Source organism: Pseudoalteromonas sp. SCSIO 43088 (assembly GCF_023650795.1).
GTDB classification, from domain to species: Bacteria; Pseudomonadota; Gammaproteobacteria; order Enterobacterales; family Alteromonadaceae; genus Pseudoalteromonas; species Pseudoalteromonas shioyasakiensis.
This window is the reverse complement of sequence record NZ_CP072675.1, coordinates 997,017-1,017,398: the sequence shown is the minus strand read 5'-3', so window position 1 is coordinate 1,017,398 and position 20,382 is coordinate 997,017. Positions and strand designations below refer to the sequence as shown.

General features: G+C 42.5%; 18 protein-coding genes. 5 read left to right on the top strand and 13 right to left on the bottom strand.

Annotated elements, in window-relative coordinates; translation table 11 throughout:
• Positions 1-4: 4 nt before the first annotated feature.
• The gene (locus J8Z28_RS04645) at positions 5-442 is read right to left on the bottom strand and encodes a membrane-bound O-acyltransferase family protein (protein WP_054562283.1); all 438 of its coding nucleotides are present in this window, start codon (positions 440-442) and stop codon (positions 5-7) included.
• Between the two features lie 151 nt (positions 443-593).
• Positions 594-3,014 (bottom strand): ATP-dependent helicase HrpB, encoded by a 2,421-nt coding sequence (gene hrpB, locus J8Z28_RS04640; RefSeq protein ID WP_250659982.1) that lies wholly within the window; start codon positions 3,012-3,014, stop codon positions 594-596.
• A 168-nt stretch (positions 3,015-3,182) separates the two neighbouring features.
• Here hrpB and J8Z28_RS04635 point away from each other — a divergent pair, with 168 nt between their 5' ends.
• Positions 3,183-3,950, top strand: a complete 768-nt coding sequence (locus J8Z28_RS04635; RefSeq protein ID WP_055020661.1) for a substrate-binding periplasmic protein — start codon at positions 3,183-3,185, stop codon at positions 3,948-3,950.
• A gap of 196 nt (positions 3,951-4,146) precedes the next feature.
• The gene (locus J8Z28_RS04630; protein WP_250660375.1) at positions 4,147-4,344 is read left to right on the top strand and encodes a CsbD family protein; all 198 of its coding nucleotides are present in this window, start codon (positions 4,147-4,149) and stop codon (positions 4,342-4,344) included.
• 40 nt (positions 4,345-4,384) lie between these two features.
• On the opposite strand, the gene J8Z28_RS04625 is transcribed toward J8Z28_RS04630, so the two are convergent.
• The 4 genes from J8Z28_RS04625 to J8Z28_RS04610 form a co-directional block, all read right to left on the bottom strand.
• On the bottom strand, positions 4,385-5,425 hold the full coding sequence (locus J8Z28_RS04625) for a GGDEF domain-containing protein (RefSeq protein WP_250659981.1): 1,041 nt from the start codon (positions 5,423-5,425) through the stop codon (positions 4,385-4,387).
• Positions 5,426-5,790: 365 nt separating this feature from the next.
• Positions 5,791-8,421: a methionine synthase gene (gene metH, locus J8Z28_RS04620; RefSeq protein ID WP_055020658.1), complete on the bottom strand. Its 2,631-nt coding sequence runs from the start codon at positions 8,419-8,421 to the stop codon at positions 5,791-5,793.
• Between the two features lie 9 nt (positions 8,422-8,430).
• Positions 8,431-9,498 (bottom strand): homocysteine S-methyltransferase family protein, encoded by a 1,068-nt coding sequence (locus tag J8Z28_RS04615; protein ID WP_250659980.1) that lies wholly within the window; start codon positions 9,496-9,498, stop codon positions 8,431-8,433.
• Positions 9,488-10,435, bottom strand: a complete 948-nt coding sequence (locus J8Z28_RS04610; RefSeq protein ID WP_054562290.1) for a homoserine O-succinyltransferase — start codon at positions 10,433-10,435, stop codon at positions 9,488-9,490. Before J8Z28_RS04610 ends, J8Z28_RS04615 begins: the two co-directional genes overlap by 11 nt.
• 246 nt (positions 10,436-10,681) lie before the next feature.
• Between J8Z28_RS04610 and ettA the strand changes: the two genes are divergently transcribed.
• Complete coding sequence (gene ettA, locus J8Z28_RS04605; RefSeq protein WP_138600221.1) at positions 10,682-12,355, top strand: energy-dependent translational throttle protein EttA; 1,674 nt, start codon at positions 10,682-10,684, stop codon at positions 12,353-12,355.
• Between the two features lie 26 nt (positions 12,356-12,381).
• Here ettA and J8Z28_RS04600 read toward each other — a convergent pair whose 3' ends face one another.
• Complete coding sequence (locus J8Z28_RS04600; protein WP_055020657.1) at positions 12,382-13,131, bottom strand: EAL domain-containing protein; 750 nt, start codon at positions 13,129-13,131, stop codon at positions 12,382-12,384.
• Positions 13,132-13,294: 163 nt separating this feature from the next.
• Here J8Z28_RS04600 and J8Z28_RS04595 point away from each other — a divergent pair, with 163 nt between their 5' ends.
• Together J8Z28_RS04595 and J8Z28_RS04590 are read left to right on the top strand one after the other, a co-directional pair.
• Positions 13,295-13,660 (top strand): PilZ domain-containing protein, encoded by a 366-nt coding sequence (locus J8Z28_RS04595; protein ID WP_055020656.1) that lies wholly within the window; start codon positions 13,295-13,297, stop codon positions 13,658-13,660.
• A 53-nt stretch (positions 13,661-13,713) separates the two neighbouring features.
• Positions 13,714-14,622, top strand: a complete 909-nt coding sequence (locus J8Z28_RS04590) for a histone deacetylase family protein (protein ID WP_055020655.1) — start codon at positions 13,714-13,716, stop codon at positions 14,620-14,622.
• Positions 14,623-14,704: 82 nt separating this feature from the next.
• Here J8Z28_RS04590 and cyoE read toward each other — a convergent pair whose 3' ends face one another.
• The 6 genes from cyoE to J8Z28_RS04560 all read right to left on the bottom strand — a co-directional run bounded on the left by cyoE (position 14,705) and on the right by J8Z28_RS04560 (position 20,283).
• The gene (gene cyoE, locus J8Z28_RS04585; RefSeq protein ID WP_054554292.1) at positions 14,705-15,589 is read right to left on the bottom strand and encodes a heme o synthase; all 885 of its coding nucleotides are present in this window, start codon (positions 15,587-15,589) and stop codon (positions 14,705-14,707) included.
• A 141-nt stretch (positions 15,590-15,730) separates the two neighbouring features.
• A complete protein-coding gene (gene cyoD, locus J8Z28_RS04580) occupies positions 15,731-16,090 on the bottom strand; it encodes a cytochrome o ubiquinol oxidase subunit IV (RefSeq protein ID WP_055020654.1) in 360 nt (119 codons plus the stop codon).
• A complete protein-coding gene (gene cyoC, locus J8Z28_RS04575; RefSeq protein WP_054562296.1) occupies positions 16,090-16,725 on the bottom strand; it encodes a cytochrome o ubiquinol oxidase subunit III in 636 nt (211 codons plus the stop codon). Before cyoC ends, cyoD begins: the two co-directional genes overlap by 1 nt.
• Complete coding sequence (gene cyoB / locus J8Z28_RS04570) at positions 16,722-18,710, bottom strand: cytochrome o ubiquinol oxidase subunit I (RefSeq protein ID WP_055020653.1); 1,989 nt, start codon at positions 18,708-18,710, stop codon at positions 16,722-16,724. Before cyoB ends, cyoC begins: the two co-directional genes overlap by 4 nt.
• Positions 18,711-18,712: 2 nt before the next feature.
• Complete coding sequence (gene cyoA, locus J8Z28_RS04565; protein ID WP_054562298.1) at positions 18,713-19,627, bottom strand: ubiquinol oxidase subunit II; 915 nt, start codon at positions 19,625-19,627, stop codon at positions 18,713-18,715.
• Between the two features lie 236 nt (positions 19,628-19,863).
• Positions 19,864-20,283, bottom strand: coding sequence for a hypothetical protein (locus J8Z28_RS04560; protein WP_055020652.1), 420 nt, complete (start codon positions 20,281-20,283; stop codon positions 19,864-19,866).
• Positions 20,284-20,382 lie beyond the last annotated feature (99 nt).

The following is a 20,382-nucleotide window of genomic DNA, read 5'->3' as shown; positions in this document are numbered from 1 at the left end:
CGCGCTAAAAAAGGTGGCTCGTCAACCAATAGCTCAATACAATAAAGCTGATGTTGGCGAGCGCTCTTAACCACCAAGGAGCAGAGCTAAACTGGAGTTGGCTGTACTTGCTTACTAATACCAACACGCCCATCACAGTAAACCAAGGAGTAAAAAAGAATAGTGGCTTTAACTTCACTAAACTCACCGCTAAATCGTGCAGCGCCCCACTGACAGCAAAAGTCAAAACAAGGGCACACCAAGCCGGCATAATGTCATTGCAAGGCTTCATTACATACCGAGATAAGTAATAGCTCCACACCGGATTCCAATATCGCCAAAATAAATAAAACGAGCTAGCACCCAGCGAGCGTATCAGCATATTGCGCAACGAATCTTTATGGCCAAGAGGCACACCTGTACGTTTTTTAACGTATTGAGCAAGGGTAATAGCTGCAGACACAGGATTTCTCTTTTTTACTAATGACTCAATTAGACTACTAAACAACCAACAAAAGAGAAACCAAAACAAGGCTTGAAATTGTAACGGTTTATGAAGCGTGCAGAACTAAGGCAAGTGATGAAGCTGAGCTAAGCACTCAGCTTCATTAAAATCACATCTTACTTTTTACTTTATTAGTCGCTTGGCTGGTGGCTGGGTCGTCTGGCCAAAAATGTTTTGGATAACGCCCTTTCATTTCTTTTTGCACATCTCGGTAACTCGTTTGCCAAAAGTTAGCTAAGTCTTGAGTTAACTGTAGCGGTCGCCTCGCTGGTGATAATAACTCCATTAATAATGGCAGTTTACCTTGGGCTAGCAAAGGCGTGCTGGTCATGCCATACACTTCTTGCATGCGTACACTAAGCTTCGCAGGGCCATCGAGCTGATAGGTCACTTTTACATTTGAACCACTTGGCACCGTTAATCGCAAGGGCAGGTGCTCATTCAATAAGCTTTGCTGCTGCCAATCAAAACAGCTTTTAATCGCTTCGCTGTAATTGAACTTTTTTAATTGTTCAAGGTTTTTAATATCATCCAAATAAGGTGCAAGCCATTGGCTATCGGCAATTAAATCATCATGATTTAAACGCGGAAATGACTCTGGTAACAGCTTACTTGCCAAGCTCATTCGAATAAGTAACTGCTCACTATCGGGCTGTTCATTAAATACCGAAAAGCCCTGCTTACTAAATAAATTTAACCAAGCTTTGGTGCGCTCGTTTTTATCTAGTGGCTGTTTACTTGGTTGACTCGCTATGGTGATGGCACCCAGCTTGAGCTCATCTTGATGGATAAAACGCCCTGCTTTTTCATCGTATTCGCAGCGAGTTTGCTCAGTAAATAAATGCGAAAGCTCATCTTCAAGCTCACTTGGCAAAAAGGCAACAGCGGCAAAAACACGGTTTCCCTTATGACCGCCCATATGCGCAATGGCAATATAGTCATCGTTATGCCAAAACTCCTCACTTAAATCGGCGCCTGCACCATTGGCAAGTAAATAACCATTTCCGCGCTTTTTGGCTAGGCGGTCTGGAAAAGCAAGCGCCACCAGCAGCGACAAGTACTCTGTTTTAAGCTCATTAACCGGCTTGAGTTGCAAGCGCGATAGCCAATAATTTAATTGCTGCTTAAATACTGGGTGCGGTTTGCTGTGCTGACTATGTAATGCCAAATTAAGATCAGCTGGCATACTGATACGGCTTTCAAGCAGTGCAGTTAAATACCCCGCTAATACATAAATACCAGACATGCGCTGCTCTAGTTGCTTTGCCTTAATGAGCATATGCGAGAGGCGAATATCGGCTCCATAGCTCAGCATTTGGCTGCCAAGGGGTGTTAGCTTTTCATTTTCATCAATGGCTTCGAGCATTTTCAAAAGTGCCGTTGCCTGTTTAATCTGCTGGCGACTAGGTGGGTCGAGTAAGCTAAGCTCAGCAAGTGATGCCCCCCACTGCTTTGCCTCTAATAACAACTGACTAATATCACTGGTCAGAATTTCTGGCGCATCATGGCTGTTACGGCGCTCAAAGGTTTGCTTAGAGCCTAATCGATACACAACCCCCGGCTCAATTCGCCCAGCACGACCAGCGCGCTGTATGGCAGAAGAACGAGAAATACTTTGCGTAACAAGCTCTGTAACACCGGTTTTTAAATTGAAATTGGCAGCACGGCGTTTGCCGCTATCAACCACAATACGTATTCCTTCAATGGTCAAACTGGTTTCAGCGACATTGGTGGTTAATACCACTTTGCGTTTGCCATTTTTAGCAGGCGCGATAGCAGCTTGTTGCTCGTTTTTATTTTGCTCACCATACAAGCTAAATACTTCGACGCTATCACCTAAATCATTTAAAGACTGCTGAACGCGCATGATTTCACGCTGCCCTGGTAAAAATACTAAAGCACTGCCCGCTTGCTCACTAAGCGCCTGTTTTATTAGTGCAGGTATGTCATCGAGCCAACGGCTTTCGTCTTTAAGTGGAATATACACTTCATCAATGGGGTAGCTTCGACCTTGTGATGAGATAATAGGACAGCTGAAAAACTTACTGTAACGATCGCCATCTAGGGTTGCCGACATCAGTAAGATTTTTAAATCATCGCGAAGTGCCGACTGTGTTTCGAGGGCAAATGCCAAAGCCGTATCTGCGGCAATTGAGCGCTCGTGAAACTCATCAAAAATAAGTAAGTCTACATCACTAAGCTCTGGGTCATTTTGCAACATACGCGTCAACATGCCTTCGGTGACAATTTCGAGTTTAGTTGTAGAACTTACTTTTGATTCACCACGAATGCGTAAGCCGACACTGTCACCGACTTTTTCATTCTGCTGACTTGCCAAATACTGGGCAATATTGCGTGCAGCCAGTCGTCTTGGCTCTAACATAACAATGCGTTTAAAGTGCCCTTCGCGCATTAAGGTAAGAGGCAGCCATGTCGATTTACCCGCTCCCGGTGGCGCTTGCAATAAGGCCATTGGGTTACTCTGTAATGTAGTTAACAGGGATTGATAAATATCTTGAACTGGCAGCACGTTAGGTATCTCTTACTTTCTTTTCGCGCATTGTATCAAAAAACTAAAAATTGCGATGGCTATAGGCTTATTTTTATCTCGGGCTTTAGAAGTGAAAACATTGCATTCTGCCAGTTTAGACTTATTCTTGATTAAACGACCAAACAAAAATCAGAATAAGGAATTAACTTGTTCAGGATTTACACCCGTATTTTAATCACCTTGCTACTTTTAGTTTTCCCGTTTCAAAAAGCGTTTAGTCAGCAAAAAATTACGGTTGCACTTGGCAATACACTACCCCCTTGGGTCATGGTTGAAGACAACACAGGCATAATTCCTGACTTACTTCGTGCGACACTCGGTGTTCACGGTTATCAAATACACTTTGTCTACGTTCCCTATGCAAGGCGGATCCCTTTGTATACTGAGAACTTAGTTGATGTTGTGTCTGATATTAATGAAAAAGTTATCGAAACCCATCAAATGAGCGGTTACTTTTCAGATATTGCTTACAGCTACGAGAACTTCGCTTTTAGTCTGGCCAAGCAAAACCTGCAGCTTAGCTCTATTGCACAATTAAAACACTTTAGTGTTCTTTCATGGCAAGGTGCAAAAGAATTACTCACACCAGAATATCAAGCAATGGCCAGAGAAAACCCACAATACGCAGAAACCTATGATCAACTTGCACAAGTACAGCTTTTGTATCGAGAGCGCTACGAGGTGATCCAGATGGACGGTAAAATTTTTGATTATTATCGAGCATTAATTAATATCAATGACGAAATTGATGTCTCTAAACCTGTGCAACGATTTGCGTTGTTTGGCAAAAACCCCAGTGGCTTTTTATTTCGAGACGAAGCCTTAAGAGACCTGTTTAACGAGAACTTGCGTAAACTAAAATCAACTGAAGAATACACGCGGATAATCAATCGCTATACCTCTAAGAGCCACTAAGTATCTAAAAACTAGCGCAACAGAAAATATTACAGGCTGATTCTAAAAACTACGTAGTAATTGCAAACTTATAAATTCCACTCATTATATGTAAAAGCATAAAACAACTATAAATCAATCAGTTAATGAAATTCACCAAATTGGTACAGCGATTGCTCTTACTAAGATGAATGTTTAACAAAGTAAGGAGATTATGATGAACAGCGATCGTTTAGAAGGCAATTGGAAAGAGCTTAAAGGTAAAGCACAACGTAAATGGGGTGACCTTACCGATGATGATTTAGATAAAATTGAAGGTAGCCGTAAAGAGCTGGTTGGTAAACTTCAGCAAAAATACGGTAAATCTAAGGAAGAAGCTGAGCATGAAGTCAGCGACTTTGAAAAAAGCCATTAATTTGAGCAATAAATAAAGCCGCTAATTGCGGCTTTATTTATCAAGCAGGCTCATGCTTTGCTAAATCGGCTTCAGCAACCGTTTGATTTTTACCTTGCGATTTAGCGCGGTAAAGCCGTTTATCGGCAATGTTCAAACAGTGATCCACGCTCTCATCAGCAACGCGCACGTACAAGCCAATACTTAAGGTGACATTAAAACGATGCTGGCCGCTCGTAAATGGCTTTTCAGCAAGCTTCTTATGGATTTTTTCAGCTACTTTTCTGGCTCTAAGCTCATACCCTGTTGGGATCACTATTAAAAACTCTTCGCCGCCCCAACGGGAAATAACATCTTCTTCTGTGCACACTTCTTTAAAGACATCAGCGAAAAATATTAGCACCTCATCGCCCACTTGATGACCGTAGGTATCGTTGATTTGTTTAAAGTTATCAACATCCATCAGCAAGAACACTGCCCCTTCGCCAAAGCGCTTATCTTGCAAGCATTCAGTTGCGTAGCGACGGTTAGCGAGTTCAGTCATCGCATCAGTACGTGCAAGCTTTTGATTAAGCTTAAGTTGTTCCATTAACTGCAAACTGTACTTGTTGCGGTAATATTCGTAGAAGCCAGCCAAAATACATAAAATCGAGAAACACAGCATGACACGTGTCGGAAAGTAGTGACTCGGATAACTGTAATAACCGAATTGATCGGTAAAATAGAAAAGCACAGAGATAATACTGGCAAGCAAGATAAGATCGAACGCTCCGCGCTTTAAGCCACGAATAAAAAATGTCACAGGAGATACAATAAACAGCCATAACGGCCCAGTGCCATTGCTCCCCCCAGAGACAATTAAAAAACACATCATCGAATAGAGGGCGTACAGCATAAGTACTGCGATGGTTTCGTCACGATTTTTAATGACGAAAGGTGAGGCAAACACAAAGCCGCCAATAATCAATAAATAGCTAAGGGCATGGTAACCATCTTGATAGCTGGTGATCGCCATTAAAAACGAGGTAATCGAACCAATAAATGCGAAAACACGTAAAAATCGTGCTTTATCTTTGTCACTTGCATTCACTGTATCAATCACAATTTCACCTTAGATTTCTTGATCAATCTCAATAATACCAATCCGCAATAATACTTAATCATTTTGAGGGATTAAACCTGTCGCTACCTGCGTTAAAAATTTCTGATTTAGAACAAAAAAATTTCTGATTTAGAACAACTAAATAACGAAATTTTTGCCTTGTTATCAACGAGGTTTTATTGCCTCAAAATAGACCACTTTATTAAGCGAATTGGTATAACTTTAACACAAATATATAAATTAGAAGGAATTTACCAGTATTAAAACAATTAAAAAGAAAAAAGTATGATAAAAAATGAGCATAAAAAAACGAGCCATTTGTGGGCTCGTTTTTAATTTAAACAAAAGCTAATAACTAAAGGTTATTATTCTGGTTCATAGCCCAAATTAGGCGACAACCAACGCTCAGCTTCTGCAAGAGTCATGTTGGTACGCTTAGCGTAATCTTCAACCTGATCTTTTTGAATTTGCGCTACAGCGTAGTACTTAGCTTCAGGGTGAGAGAAATACCAACCAGAAACCGCCGCACCCGGCCACATTGCATATGAACTGGTTAGCTTCATGCCAATACGCTGCTCGGTATCAAGTAACTGCCAGATTTTCTTCTTCTCTGTATGTTCAGGACAAGCAGGATAACCTGGCGCAGGGCGAATACCTTGGTAGTTTTCACGAATAAGTTCATCGTTCGATAGATTTTCATCTACCGCATAGCCCCAATACTCTTTACGTACTTGCTCATGCAAGTACTCAGCAAATGCCTCAGCCAAGCGATCTGCTACGGCTTTAACCATGATCTTATTATAATCATCTTGCTTAGCATCGAAGGCATCGGCAAGGTCGTCTTCTTCAAGACCACCAGTAACCGCAAAAGCACCAAAGTAATCAGGGGTGCCTTTTGGCGCAATATAATCAGCTAAACAATAATTAGCAAAGTCGGTTTTTTCTGTTTGCTGACGTAAATGACACGCTGTAGTTAAAAGCGTTGTACGCGACTCATCGGTGTAAATCTCAATGTCATCCCCTACTCGGTTTGCAGGGAATAAACCAATGACACCTAGAGGTTGTAGCGCACCTGATTGCTCAAGCTCATCAAGCATTGCGTTGGCATCAGCGAATAAGCTTTTAGCCTGTTCACCTACAATTTCATCTTCAAGAATACGTGGGTACTTACCAGCGATTGACCACGTCATGAAATAAGGTGTCCAGTCGATGTACTGTCTTAACGTCGCAATCGAAACATCTTTAAACTCAGTCACCCCCAGTTTTTTCGGCACAGGTGGCGTGTAGTTGTCCCAATCGAGTTTTACAGCGTTGTCGCGAGCACGCTGTAAAGTAACGGGTTTTGAGCGCGGCTTTTTACGTGCTTGTTGTTCACGTACTTTTTCATACTCAGCTTTGGTTTTCTCTAAAAATGCCGGCTTTAACTCTTTCGACAATAAATTAGAAACCACACCCACAGCGCGGCTGGCGTTATTTACATAAACCACACCTTTATCATACTGAGGTTCAATTTTAACCGCGGTATGCGCTTTAGAGGTTGTTGCACCACCAATCAGTAGCGGTAATTCAAAACCACGGCGGGTCATTTCTTTCGCAACATGCACCATTTCATCAAGCGAAGGGGTAATAAGCCCTGATAAACCAATAATATCGGCTTTTTCGTCAATGGCGGTTTGCAAAATTTTCTCTGCCGGCACCATCACACCAAGGTCAATAACCTCGTAGTTATTACATTGCAGTACCACGCCTACAATGTTTTTACCAATGTCGTGTACGTCACCCTTAACGGTTGCCATAACCACTTTACCATTGGTTGCGCCTTCTTCTTTTTCAGCTTCAATGAAAGGGTCAAGATAGGCTACGGCGCGCTTCATCACACGAGCAGACTTAACAACCTGAGGTAAGAACATTTTACCTGCGCCAAATAAGTCACCTACTACGTTCATGCCGTCCATAAGCGGGCCTTCGATCACTTCGATAGGCTTAGCTTTGCTCTTGCGGCACTCTTCGGTATCTTCATCGATGTATTCGGTAATGCCTTTTACTAGTGCATGTTCAAGGCGCTTTTCAACAGGCCAAGTACGCCACTCTAAATCTTCAACTTTCTCTGCTTGCGCCATGCCAGAGTATTTGGGTGCAAGTTCAACAAGTCGCTCACCGGCACCTGGGTCGGTATTGAGGATCACATCTTCTACAGCTTTGCGCAGCTCTTCGGGAATATCATCGTAAACCGCTAATTGGCCCGCATTTACAATGCCCATGTCCATACCCGCTTTAATCGCGTGGTATAAAAACACTGAGTGAATAGCTTCACGTACTGGGTTATTACCACGGAACGAGAACGACACATTCGATACACCACCCGACACTTTACAGTGCGGTAAGCCTTGCTTAATTCGGCGCGTACCTTCAATAAACTCAACAGCGTAGTTATCGTGCTCTTCAATGCCCGTTGCGACGGCAAAAATGTTTGGGTCAAAAATAATGTCTTCTGGCGGAAAGCCAATATCATCAACGAGTATTTTGTAACTACGCTGACAAATCTCGAACTTACGATCAGCAGTTTCTGCTTGCCCGGTTTCATCAAACGCCATAACCACCGCAGCAGCACCAAAGCGTTTAATTAGCTTAGCTTGGCGGATGAATGGCTCTTCACCTTCTTTAAGTGAAATTGAGTTAACAATGGCCTTACCTTGAATACACTTTAAGCCTGCTTCAATCACTTCCCATTTAGATGAGTCGACCATGATAGGTACTTTTGAGATATCAGGCTCTGAGGCAATTAAGTTTAAAAACTTTACCATCGCCGCTTTTGAGTCCAACATAGCTTCATCCATGTTGATATCAATCACTTGCGCGCCATTTTCTACTTGTTCACGGGCAACATCGAGAGCGGTCTCGTAATCTTCTTCCATGATCAAGCGCTTAAACTTAGCCGAGCCTGTTACATTGGTACGCTCACCGACGTTAGTAAATACAGCAATTTGGTCAGTCATGTCGGTTTCCTAGTTTAAGTTACACGCTTCAAGGCCCGATAAGCGCATACGCACTTCAAGCTCAGGTAATTGGCGAGGTTTTACACCTTCAAGGCCTTTCGCAAACGCCTTAATATGAGCCGGTGTCGTGCCACAACAACCACCTACAATATTGATAAAGCCAGACTTGCCCCAATCAATAATTTCTTTTGCCATTTCAGGAGCTTCTAAATCATATTCGCCAAACTCGTTCGGTAAACCTGCATTTGGATGCACCGAGGTAAAGGTTTCACAAACGTGCGATAACTCTTCAACATACTGGCGCAGTAAGTCAGGGCCTAGGGCGCAGTTAAGGCCGATTGATAGCGGTTTAATATGACGAATTGAGTTATAAAATGCTTCTGTGGTTTGCCCTGATAAAGTACGGCCAGAGGCATCGGTAATGGTGCCCGAAATCATCACAGGTAAACTACGACCAGCTTGCTCGAATGCTTCTTCTACTGCGAACGAAGCCGCTTTAGCATTAAGGGTATCAAAGATGGTTTCTATTAAAATAAGGTCAGCACCACCTTCCATTAATGCCAGTGTTGACTCAACATACGCAGCCACCAGCTTATCAAAGTTGATATTACGATAACCTGGGTCATTTACATCTGGTGAAATAGAACAGGTTTTTGACGTTGGCCCAAGTACACCGGCTACATAACGCGGTTTGCTAGGATCTTTTGCTTCAAGTTCATCACACACGCCGCGTGCAAGCTTCGCTGACTCGAGGTTGATTTCGCGGCTAAGGCTCGCCATGTCGTAATCTTCCATAGAAATAGTCGTGGCATTAAAGGTATTCGTTTCGATGATATCGGCACCGGCTTCTAAATAAGCACGGTGAATATCAGCAATGATTTTTGGCTGAGTCAGGCTTAATAAATCGTTATTGCCTTTAATAAGTACGTGCCAGTCTTTAAAGCGCTCACCGCGATAATCCTGTTCTTCTAATTTATATTCTTGGATCATGGTGCCCATCGCGCCATCGAGGATTAAAATTCGCTGTTTTAGCGCCTCGGTTAATTGTTCGCGTTTATTCACTGCATTACTCGGCATAGTTGTTAGTCCTTACATCTTGGCTAACTAAGTTAATATCATACGGTGTAGTTTGGTACACATAATAGTTTAACCAATTCGAAAACAATAAAAAGGCATGGCTTTGCCACGTTTTCGACGGTTCGTTGTCTGGGTTATCGTCAGGGAAGTAATTTTCTGGCTTAGGTGCATCCGCTGATTTTTCTTGGTCGCGTAAATACTCCCCTTTTAAGGTATGAGCATCGTACTCTGGATGGCCAGTAATATACACTTGGCTACCTGATTTATTTTTAATTAAGTAGGCACCTACTCGCTCTGATCCGGCTAACACCACTAGCTCCTCGCAGGCATTGATCTTATCGATATCAATATGACCATAACGAGAATGTGGCACTAAAAAGGTATCATCAAAGCCACGCGTTAGCGCTGCGTGGTCAAAATAGCTTTTATGGGTGAAAACACCGCTTAATTTGTTTGGTTTCAGATCACGTTTAAGACCATAGTGATGATAAAGCCCCGCATGGGCCGCCCAACACGAAAACAGCGTAGACGTCACATGCTGCTCTGCCCAATCTAAAATAATTTTTAGTTCATCCCAGTAGGCAACTTCGTCATACTCTAAATGAGCAAGCGGTGCGCCCGTTATGATCATGGCATCGTAGTTATTATCTTTCACTTCTGAAAAATAACGATAAAACGTATCCATGTGCTGTTCAGAGTTACTGCTGGTGCGATGGGTATCTAAGCGCAACAGCTCAACATTAACTTGCAGCGGTGAGTTTGCTAACAAGCGAATAAACTGCACTTCGGTTTCAACTTTGTTTGGCATTAAGTTTAAGATGGCCAAACGCATTGGGCGGATTTCTTGCGTTTTAGCACGACTTTTTGGCATTACAAACACGTTTTCTTGACGTAACTTTGCAATGGCAGGCAATTCATCTTTTACTGTAATGGGCATAGCTGGCTCCGAGCATACTTATCTGACTGCTAATTATGAACGGATAGTTAGAAATTTCAACCTCTAGATGTTTAGATGTCTAAATGAAATAGTATTTCTGAGCGGTCATTAATTAAAATGTATGACTCTTTGAGTAAATAACACCTTGATATTAAGCCTATCATAAACGCTGAATTCTGTATTTTGAGGTAGTTTGGGTATACAATACTTGCTGTTAATTTTTATTATAAATTGAAGGCTTCTTTCATGGTGTTACCAGACAAGTTTATATTCTCGATGAGTCGAGTATCTAAGGTTGTGCCACCTAAGCGCACTATCTTAAAAGATATTTCTTTACACTTTTTCCCAGGCGCAAAAATTGGTGTGCTAGGTCTAAACGGTGCAGGTAAATCAACGTTACTTCGCATTATGGCCGGTGTTGACCAAGACTTTGAAGGTGAAGCTCGCCCTCAACCAGGCACTAAAATCGGTTACTTACCGCAAGAACCCGTGCTAGACGAAAGCAAAACAGTTCGCGAAACAGTAGAAGAAGCTGTAAGCGAAGTTAAAAATGCACTAAATCGCCTTGATGAAGTATACAACGAGTATGCAATGGACGGTGCTGACTTCGATGCACTTGCTAAAGAGCAAGGCGAACTAGAAGCTATCATCCAAGCGCACGACGGTCACAATATCGACAACGTGTTAGAGCGTGCAGCTGATGCATTACGCCTTCCACCTTGGGATGCAAAAATTGAACACCTTTCGGGTGGTGAGCGTCGCCGTGTTGCGATCTGTCGTTTACTACTTGAAAAACCAGATATGCTTATTCTTGACGAACCGACCAACCACTTAGACGCTGAGTCAGTTGCTTGGTTAGAGCGCTTCTTACACGACTACGAAGGTACCGTGGTTGCTGTAACCCACGACCGTTATTTCTTAGATAACGTAGCAGGTTGGATTTTAGAGCTTGACCGTGGTGAAGGTATTCCATGGGAAGGTAACTACTCATCGTGGCTTGAGCAAAAAGATTTACGTTTACAACAAGAACAGAAATCTGAAAAAGCACGTCAAAAATCAATCGCGCAAGAACTTGAATGGGTTCGTTCAAACCCGAAAGGCCGTCAAGCTAAGTCTAAAGCACGTATGGCACAGTTCTCTGAGCTTCAACAAAACGATTACCAAAAGCGTAACGAAACGAATGAACTATTCATTCCACCGGGTCCACGCTTAGGTGACCAAGTTATCGAAGTGAAAGGCCTGAAGAAGAGCTTTGGCGAGCGTGTATTAATCGATGACTTAAACTTTGCAATGCCGAAAGGCGCTATCGTAGGTATTATCGGTGCCAATGGTGCGGGTAAATCAACGCTATTCAAAATGCTAAGTGGTGAAGAAACGCCTGATAGCGGTGAGATTATTGTTGGTGACACAGTTGAGCTTGCAACGGTTGATCAGTTCCGTGGCGACATGGACGAAAGCAACACTGTTTTCCAAGAAATCTCTAACGGCCAAGACGTATTAAAAATTGGTAACTTTGAATTCCCAAGCCGTGCCTATGTTGGCCGCTTTAACTTCAAAGGTAACGACCAACAAAAATTCGTTAAAGACCTATCAGGTGGTGAGCGCAACCGTTTACACCTAGCTAAGCTATTAAAAGCAGGTGGCAACGTATTACTACTGGATGAGCCAACCAATGACCTAGACGTTGAAACACTACGTGCACTTGAGAACGCTATTTTAGAGTTCCCTGGCTGTGTAATGTGTATCTCGCATGACCGTTGGTTCCTTGACCGTATTGCTACACATATTCTTGATTACCGTGACGAAGGCCAAATTAACTTCTTCGATGGTAACTACACAGAATACGAAGAGTGGTTGAAGAAAACCTTAGGCGCAGAAGCAGCACAACCTAAGCGTATTAAATACAAAAAAATTGGCTAATTAGCTGATACTCAAAAAGCCCCTATTTAGGGGCTTTTTTGTGCAAAGTATGCAAGGAATTCATCAACTTTCAATGATCTCGAAAAATACCAACCTTGTGCAAATTGTATCCCCGCTTTAGCGACTACTTGGGCTTGTTTTTTGGTTTCGACTCCCTCAGCAATATAGGCATGATTACTGTCATAACCACAATTTGCGAGTTGTTTCTTTTGTAATGAAGTAGCCCAGTCATCTTGTAAAATCAGATCGATTACCGACTTATCTATTTTTATATAATCAACATTTAACTGCGCAAGCGCTAAGATATTCGCTTCACCTAATTGCATATCATCTAACGCCATTTTTGCCTTAGAGATATTTTCTAGAATAGTTTGAACACCCATTCTATCGGGGATCCCTCGCTCAGATAATTCAAATATCACTTTGCTGGCATTACTATTCAAAGCTGACTTTTTCAGGGTATAGAATACTCCGCCTCGCCCCCAAAGCTCTGGTGGAACATTAATACCTACATGTACGTTGTCATGCTTATTCAGCCACTCAGCAAGCTCTTCGGCTACTTTATCTATGACCCAGTATGTGATCATGCCACTTAATACAGAACCTTCAATTAACGGTATAAACTCGAGAGGTGGGACGACTTTATCATTTCGCTGCCAACGAATAAGCGCTTCTGCTCCAACACACCGATTATCACTTAAACGTATTGTGGGTAAGTATTCTAAAAAGAATTCATTGTTATCAAGTGCCGCTTCAATTTCTGCAAGTGTAATCACATCATACTCCTATCAATGCCTATTAAAGATAGACCGAGGAGATTAATTTGCAAATAATGGCAACCCACCGGATTTTGAATTTCAATACTCAGCTGCCATTTAATCAGGCGACAACCGCTGACTCGACTATACTCATTAGGTCACTAAAGTAGGAGATACAGCTATGAATGAACGCAGAGAGTTTTCGCGGGTATTATTTTCTTGCCCTGCGATCCTTCGTATCGAAGATAACGACTATCACTGTCAGTTACTTGATCTATCTTTGCAAGGTGCGCTCATTACTAAAAGTGATTCATTTTTAGTGCCTATTCATAGTAAAGCTGACTTAATCTTCACCCTGCCAGAATCAACTATCGAGATTAAAATGCAAGTGGAGCTATGTCATGTTGAGCATCAACATGCTGGCCTTCGCTGTGAACATATCGATATTGATAGTATTACTCACTTAAAACGGTTGATTGAGCTAAATCTGGGTGATGAAGCATTATTACATCGCGAGTTAGCCCATTTAATTCACGCGCCAGAGTAAACTTTTGTCGGTAGATTCGTTATGCTGTAGCAAATTCAGCTATTCAATGAGCTATGCAGTTAAATCCCCACTTACCCTTGGTGTATCATCCAAATTACTCGTTTAGTTTCGATCCTAATCATCGCTTTGTGATGAGTAAGTTTGCTTATTTATATGAGCATGTACAAAACCTTGGATTAATAAATGACAACCTAACTCAACCGATGCTTGGCAGCCCTGAGCCCCTTGAATTAGTGCACTGCGAAAACTATATCCACGACCTTTGGCACAACCGCTTAGATGAAAAAGCGATGCGCCGTATTGGCTTACCTTGGTCAAAAGAGCTGATGGCACGTACCTTTACTGCGCCTCTAGGCACCTTACAAACAGCACGTTTAGCACTTAGACATGGCATTGCTTGTCACTTAGCGGGGGGCACTCACCATGCCCATACTGATTTTGGCTCAGGCTATTGCATGGTAAACGACCTCGCTTTTACCAGCGAAACTCTGATAAAAAGTGGTGAAGTAACCAATATACTTATTTTTGATTTAGATGTTCATCAAGGTGATGGTACCGCAGCAATGCTGGCGCATCAGCCCTATGCTTATACCTGCTCTATTCACTGTGAAAAGAATTTTCCATTTCGAAAGTCAACCAGCGATTTAGACATAGGTTTAGCGCCGAATGTCGCTGATAGTGAATACCTAGGCGTTGTTGACGATACTCTGAGTTATTTATTAAACACCCTAAACCCAGATTTAGTGCTTTATGATGCAGGTGTAGATGTATGGCAGCAAGATGTTTTAGGGAAACTCGATATAAGCTGGCAAGGGATAGAGCAACGCGACCATTTAGTCCTCAAGCGTTGCCTTGAGCACAATGTACCTGTCGCAACAGTAATTGGTGGTGGCTATGATAAAGATCATCGCCGTTTAGCGGCTCGCCATGGTATTGTGGTAGAGCAAGCTGCTCGTTTTTAAAAAATAACAAAGAAAAAAGGCCCGGTGGAGAAAAAACCGGGCCTTTGCTACTGTAACATTGGGATATGTTAGCAACTTTTTTCTAAGTTAAAACAAGTAGCTGTGGAGCTACCGAATGGTAATCTAAAGCCATCGCTATGCTCAAAACCGTGATGTTTACAATTGAAAAAGCAAACACTTGGCGCGCCCAGCCGCTTACATCAATATTGCGACGATAGCCACGAAGCGCCATTAGCAACCACCAAAAACTCGTTGTACAGGCTACAGCCATAAAGGCTAAACCTGTATAACCACTAATGGTTAATAACATCACAACCAACGCATACACGGCGATATATAAAACAATGTGATGCTTTGCCTTCTCGATCCCCTGCGCTACTGGTAACACAGGAATTCTGGCCGCTTGGTAGTCGTTATAACGAAAGATTGCAATTGCATATGAATGAGGCATTTGCCATAGACTAAACATAACCAATAAAATCACAGCACCAGCATCAAACTGCCCAGTCACGGCACAATAACCCACTACAGGTGGTACTGCGCCAGATAAACTTCCTACAAAGGTGCCGTACACAGAACGACGTTTCATATATAAGCTGTACACACCTACGTAGATGACGTAACCAAAAGTAGCAAATAAGAGTGCCACTACGTTGGTATACACTGCTAATAATCCGAAACCAATAACACCAAGCACGATGCCATGTGCCATAGCCGCCTTTGCTGACATTTCGCCAGTCACTGTGACGCGTTTGCGAGTGCGCGCCATAGCAACATCAATATCACGATCAATTACGTTATTGATCGCGCATCCTGATGCTACTACTAAAGATAACCCTAGTAAGGTTGCGATCATTAACCATGGGTCAATATCACCACGAGAGGCTAGCAAGAATCCCCCCGCGACAGAGATCAAATTGCCCATGATAATGCCAGGTTTAGTGACATTTAAATAACGTCGAAACACTTCCTCGACTCCTCTAATTTTCAGCACAAACGCAATATTACGAAAGAAACTAGTTAGTAACAGACTGTGAGAACTGGAGACACAACCTCAGACTAACCAGCTCCTCTCGTAAATCTTTTACCAATTACCAAGTAATTGTTATTAGTACATCATCATGGCGTTCGATTCGTAGATGATCCACACCGACAAACCAACCACCATTACAATGATTAAAGCACTAAAGATAAACGACAATGAACTTGCCTTGCCGTCTTCAGTTTTGAAGTTTAGGTGTAAGAAATATTTCAAATGCACCCAAATTTGCACAATCGCCATGCTCACGATGCTCCATGCAGTGGTCGTTTTCGAAAACGAACCACTCATCACAGCCCAAAATGGAATAGCCGTTAAAACCACTGACAGTAGAAAACCAATTAAATAGTCTTTAACGCTGCCATGTGATTGTTCATTATGCGTATGAACTTCTAAGTTATTAATTACATGTGATTCACTGTGGCTCATTACATTGCTCCCATTAAATAAACAACGGTAAATACACAGATCCACACCACATCTAAGAAGTGCCAGAATAGGCTTAAACAACTTAGGCGTGTCACTGTTTGTGGGTTTAAACCACGGCGCACAACTTCAATCATTAGGACAGTCATCCAAATAAGACCAGCTGTAACGTGAAGACCATGTAAGCCCACTAGAGAGAAGAACGATGTTAAAAAGGCACTTTGCTGAGGGCCATTACCATGCGCAATTAGGTGATGAAATTCGTACACTTCCATACCAATAAACACTGCACCAAAGGCAAAGGTAACTAGCAACCAAGTTAATGTAGCCGCCTTTTTCTGCCCATGAGCAGAAATCATCGCAAAACCAAAAGTGATACTACTGAGTAGTAGAGCTGCGGTTTCAACCGCCACAAAATCAAGTTCAAAAATGTCTTTACCCGACACACCGCCAGCAGTGTTCATAAACAATACTGCGTAGGTTGCAAAGAATGATGCAAACAACAGGCAGTCAGTCATAAGGTAAAGCCAGAAACCAAATACGGTGTTACCACCTGTATCGTGGTGCTCATGGTCATGTGCATCGACATGACCGTGTGCGCCGTTTAAGGTGTCGAGCCCTGCAGAAATGGTACTCATGCATTCACCTCCTTCGTAGCGGCTGTATTGTGAGCCGTTTCTAGTTCAACAATTTCATCTGGTTGCACGTAGTAATCAATATCGCTGGTGTAACAACGCTTGATGAACACCACGATAGCACCCAGTAAACCAAAGGCTGCAAGCCACCAAATGTGCCAGATCATGGCAAAACAGAAGGTTGTTAAAGCCGCGCTCATTAATACACCTGCCGATGTATTTTTTGGCATATGAATTGGGCTATAAGAGTCTTCTTGCTTGTAAGCTAAGCCTTTTTCTTTCATGTCTGTCCACGCATCGATGTCATCAACATGAGGGATTTTCGCAAAGTTGTAGTACTGCGGAGGTGAAGCCGATGCCCACTCAAGAGTATGACCATTCCACGGATCGCCCGTTGTATCATCAAGTTGCTCGCGGTTTTTGAAGCTCACTACAAGTTGCACAACTTGGAACAAGATACCGAACATAATGATCACCGCACCGCCAGCTGCAATGTATAACCAAATGTTCCAATCAGGGTTGTTCGTGTGGTTTAAGCGACGTGTCATACCTAAGAAACCAAGTACGTATAACGGCATAAATGCCACGAAGAAACCAATTAACCAGCACCAGAAAGATCGTCTGCCCCAGCTCTCGTCAAGTTTGAAGCCCATTGCTTTAGGGAACCAAAACGCAAAACCAGCTAAATAACCAAATACCGCACCACCAATAATGGTGTTATGGAAGTGAGCGATTAAGAATAAGCTGTTATGTAATACGTAGTCAGCACCAGGAATAGCAAGTAGAACACCCGTCATACCACCGATAGTGAACGTCACCATAAAGCCTAAAGTCCAAAGGACAGGCACAGTAATACGTAAACGACCACGATACATAGTGAATAACCAGTTAAACAACTTAACCCCGGTCGGTACCGCAATAACCATGGTCATAACACCAAAGAAGGCATTAACGTTAGCGCTTGAGCCCATCGTAAAGAAGTGGTGAAGCCAAACGATGAAACCTAAAATCGAAATTGCACCACTTGCGTAAACCATCGACTTGTAACCAAACAGGCGTTTACCAGCAAACGTAGAGATAACTTCTGAGAAAATACCAAACGCAGGTAAGATCAGAATGTAAACCTCAGGGTGACCCCATGCCCAGAATAAGTTGATGTACATCATCGCGTTACCACCTAGTTCATTTGTGAAGAAGTGGAAATCGAGATAACGGTCAAGCGTTAGCATTGCCAGTACAGCCGTTAAAATTGGGAACGATGCTGCAATTAAGATATTCGCCCACGTACATGCCCAAGTAAAAATAGGCATTTTCATTAATGTCATGCCTGGTGCACGCATTTTAAATACAGTCGCTAAGAAGTTTACCGATGTTAATAAGGTACCCAAGCCGGATATTTGCAAGGCCCATATATAATAATCGACCCCGACACCTGGACTGAATGACAACTCTGACAACGGTGGATATGCCACCCAACCCGTTTTCGCAAACTCTCCAAAGAATAATGAGATATTGATTAGGATTGCACCGCCAGCAGTTAACCAAAAGCTAAGGTTATTTAAGAATGGGAATGCAACATCACGGGCACCAATTTGCAGCGGTAAAATGATGTTCATTAAACCAATCATAAACGGCATCGCCATAAAGATGATCATAATCACCCCGTGTGCCGTAAATATTTGGTCATAGTGCTCTGGTGGTAAGTAACCACTTGCACCGCCGGTAGCCATTGCTAATTGCAGTCGCATCATAATGGCATCCGCGAAACCACGGAAAAGCATGATAAGCGCAAGAATGATGTACATGACACCTAAACGCTTATGGTCAATTGAGGTGATCCAGTCGTGCCAAATCACGCCCCACTTTTTATATTTTGTTACTAAGCCTGCCACTAACAGACCTAAGACAGCAACAACCGTCATGGTAACCATGATAATTGGTTCATGAAACGGGATTGCGTCTAATGTTAATTTACCTAACAACGACATGATTATTCCTCGTCCTCGCTGTGCTTCTTATGAGCTGAGTGCTCTGGCATAGCGTGTTGCATTGCACCGTGAGAGCCATGCGCTTGCATATATTTCATTACGATTGAATGGAACATATCTTTATCTACGCTGGCATAGTATTTAACTGGGTCGTATTCACTTGGTTTTGCAAGTTCAACATAGCTTTGCTTAGTCAATGCAGAACCGGTATTTTTTACTTTGTTTACCCAAGCATCGAAATCAGCTTCTGTGGCTGTTGCAATGGCATCGAACTTCATACCAGTGAAACCTGCACCACTGTAGTTAGCAGAAAAGCCTTTAAAAGTACCCGGCTCATCAGCGATTAAGTGAAGCTTTGTTTCCATACCGGCCATTGAGTAAATTTGGCTACCAAGCTGTGGAATGAAAAACGAGTTCATGGTGCTTTCTGAGGTGATCTTGTACTGCACTGGCACATTGGCAGGAAAAACAAGCTCATTCACTGTGGCGATGCCTTGCTCTGGATAAATGAATAGCCATTTCCAGTTCAAAGAAACAACCTCAACAGTAAGGTGCTTACCTTTACCCTCAAGTGGTTTATATGGGTCAAGTTGTTGCGTTGACTGCCACGTGATCACACCTAAAATCGCAACGATGATGATAGGAATGGTCCAAACTACAGCTTCAATCTTATTAGAGTGCGCCCACTTTGGAGCGTAAATTTCTTGATCTCGTCCATCACGGTATTTCCATGCAAAATAAATTGTCATGGCAATAACTGGAATTACAACAATCAGCATTAACACCGTAGCTACGATAATTAAATACTTCTCGTCGACACCAATTTGACCTTTTGGATCGAGTACCCCGCCTTTACAGCCAGACAAAGCCAGCACTAAAGACGCTAGAGCAATATTACAAAGGTTTCGAATTGACAAAGGAATATCCTACAACCTAAAAGTTAACACTTGTCGAAATAAGAACACGACGCTTTTCTGCAACAGATGCTACAGATATCCCTCGGCTGAATAACGGGCACGACAAATAGGCACGCTAAAAAGTGAGGGATTTTAGATTGGCTGACTGAAATTTGGGCGTAAAAAACCCACTAGGTGCTTAGTAAAGACAACTTAGAAAATGACTAAAATGGCTGAACTTAAGCAACAAAGCTTATTTACAGACAACCACTTACACGAGGAGGAGCACGACAGCCATGAGCGCTGTGTACTACTAAAGACTTTATCGTTTCACGCGCAGCGAAGGCCGCTTTACGTAAAATGACACCTGCACGACGCGCAGGGAAGAAATGGAAGACCAACCAGCATAAACCAATCAGTAATTGGCAAGACACCACTGGGTAAGCTAAAAAACTCAACACGTTAAGCAATGGTGTTTCGTATAAAGCACCTTCGCTTAATAAGCTTCTTAGCCCTTGAGCATCTTCTAATGTACCGTTGATTAGCATCGCTGAATTAATCAGCAACAAGGCTAAAACTGACATTAGCTCTTTACCAGCAAAAAACGCACGCGCAGCCAATTGCAATCTAGCTAAGCTAGACTGTTTGACATCTTGTGACTGACTAATTGCTCGCAAAACTCTCGCCTTTTATCGCTTTTACTGCATTTCAGGTAAATGACTTACCCTATTTTTAAATGCGGTAACATGATCTTCATCAATAAAGTTTCAGTAATT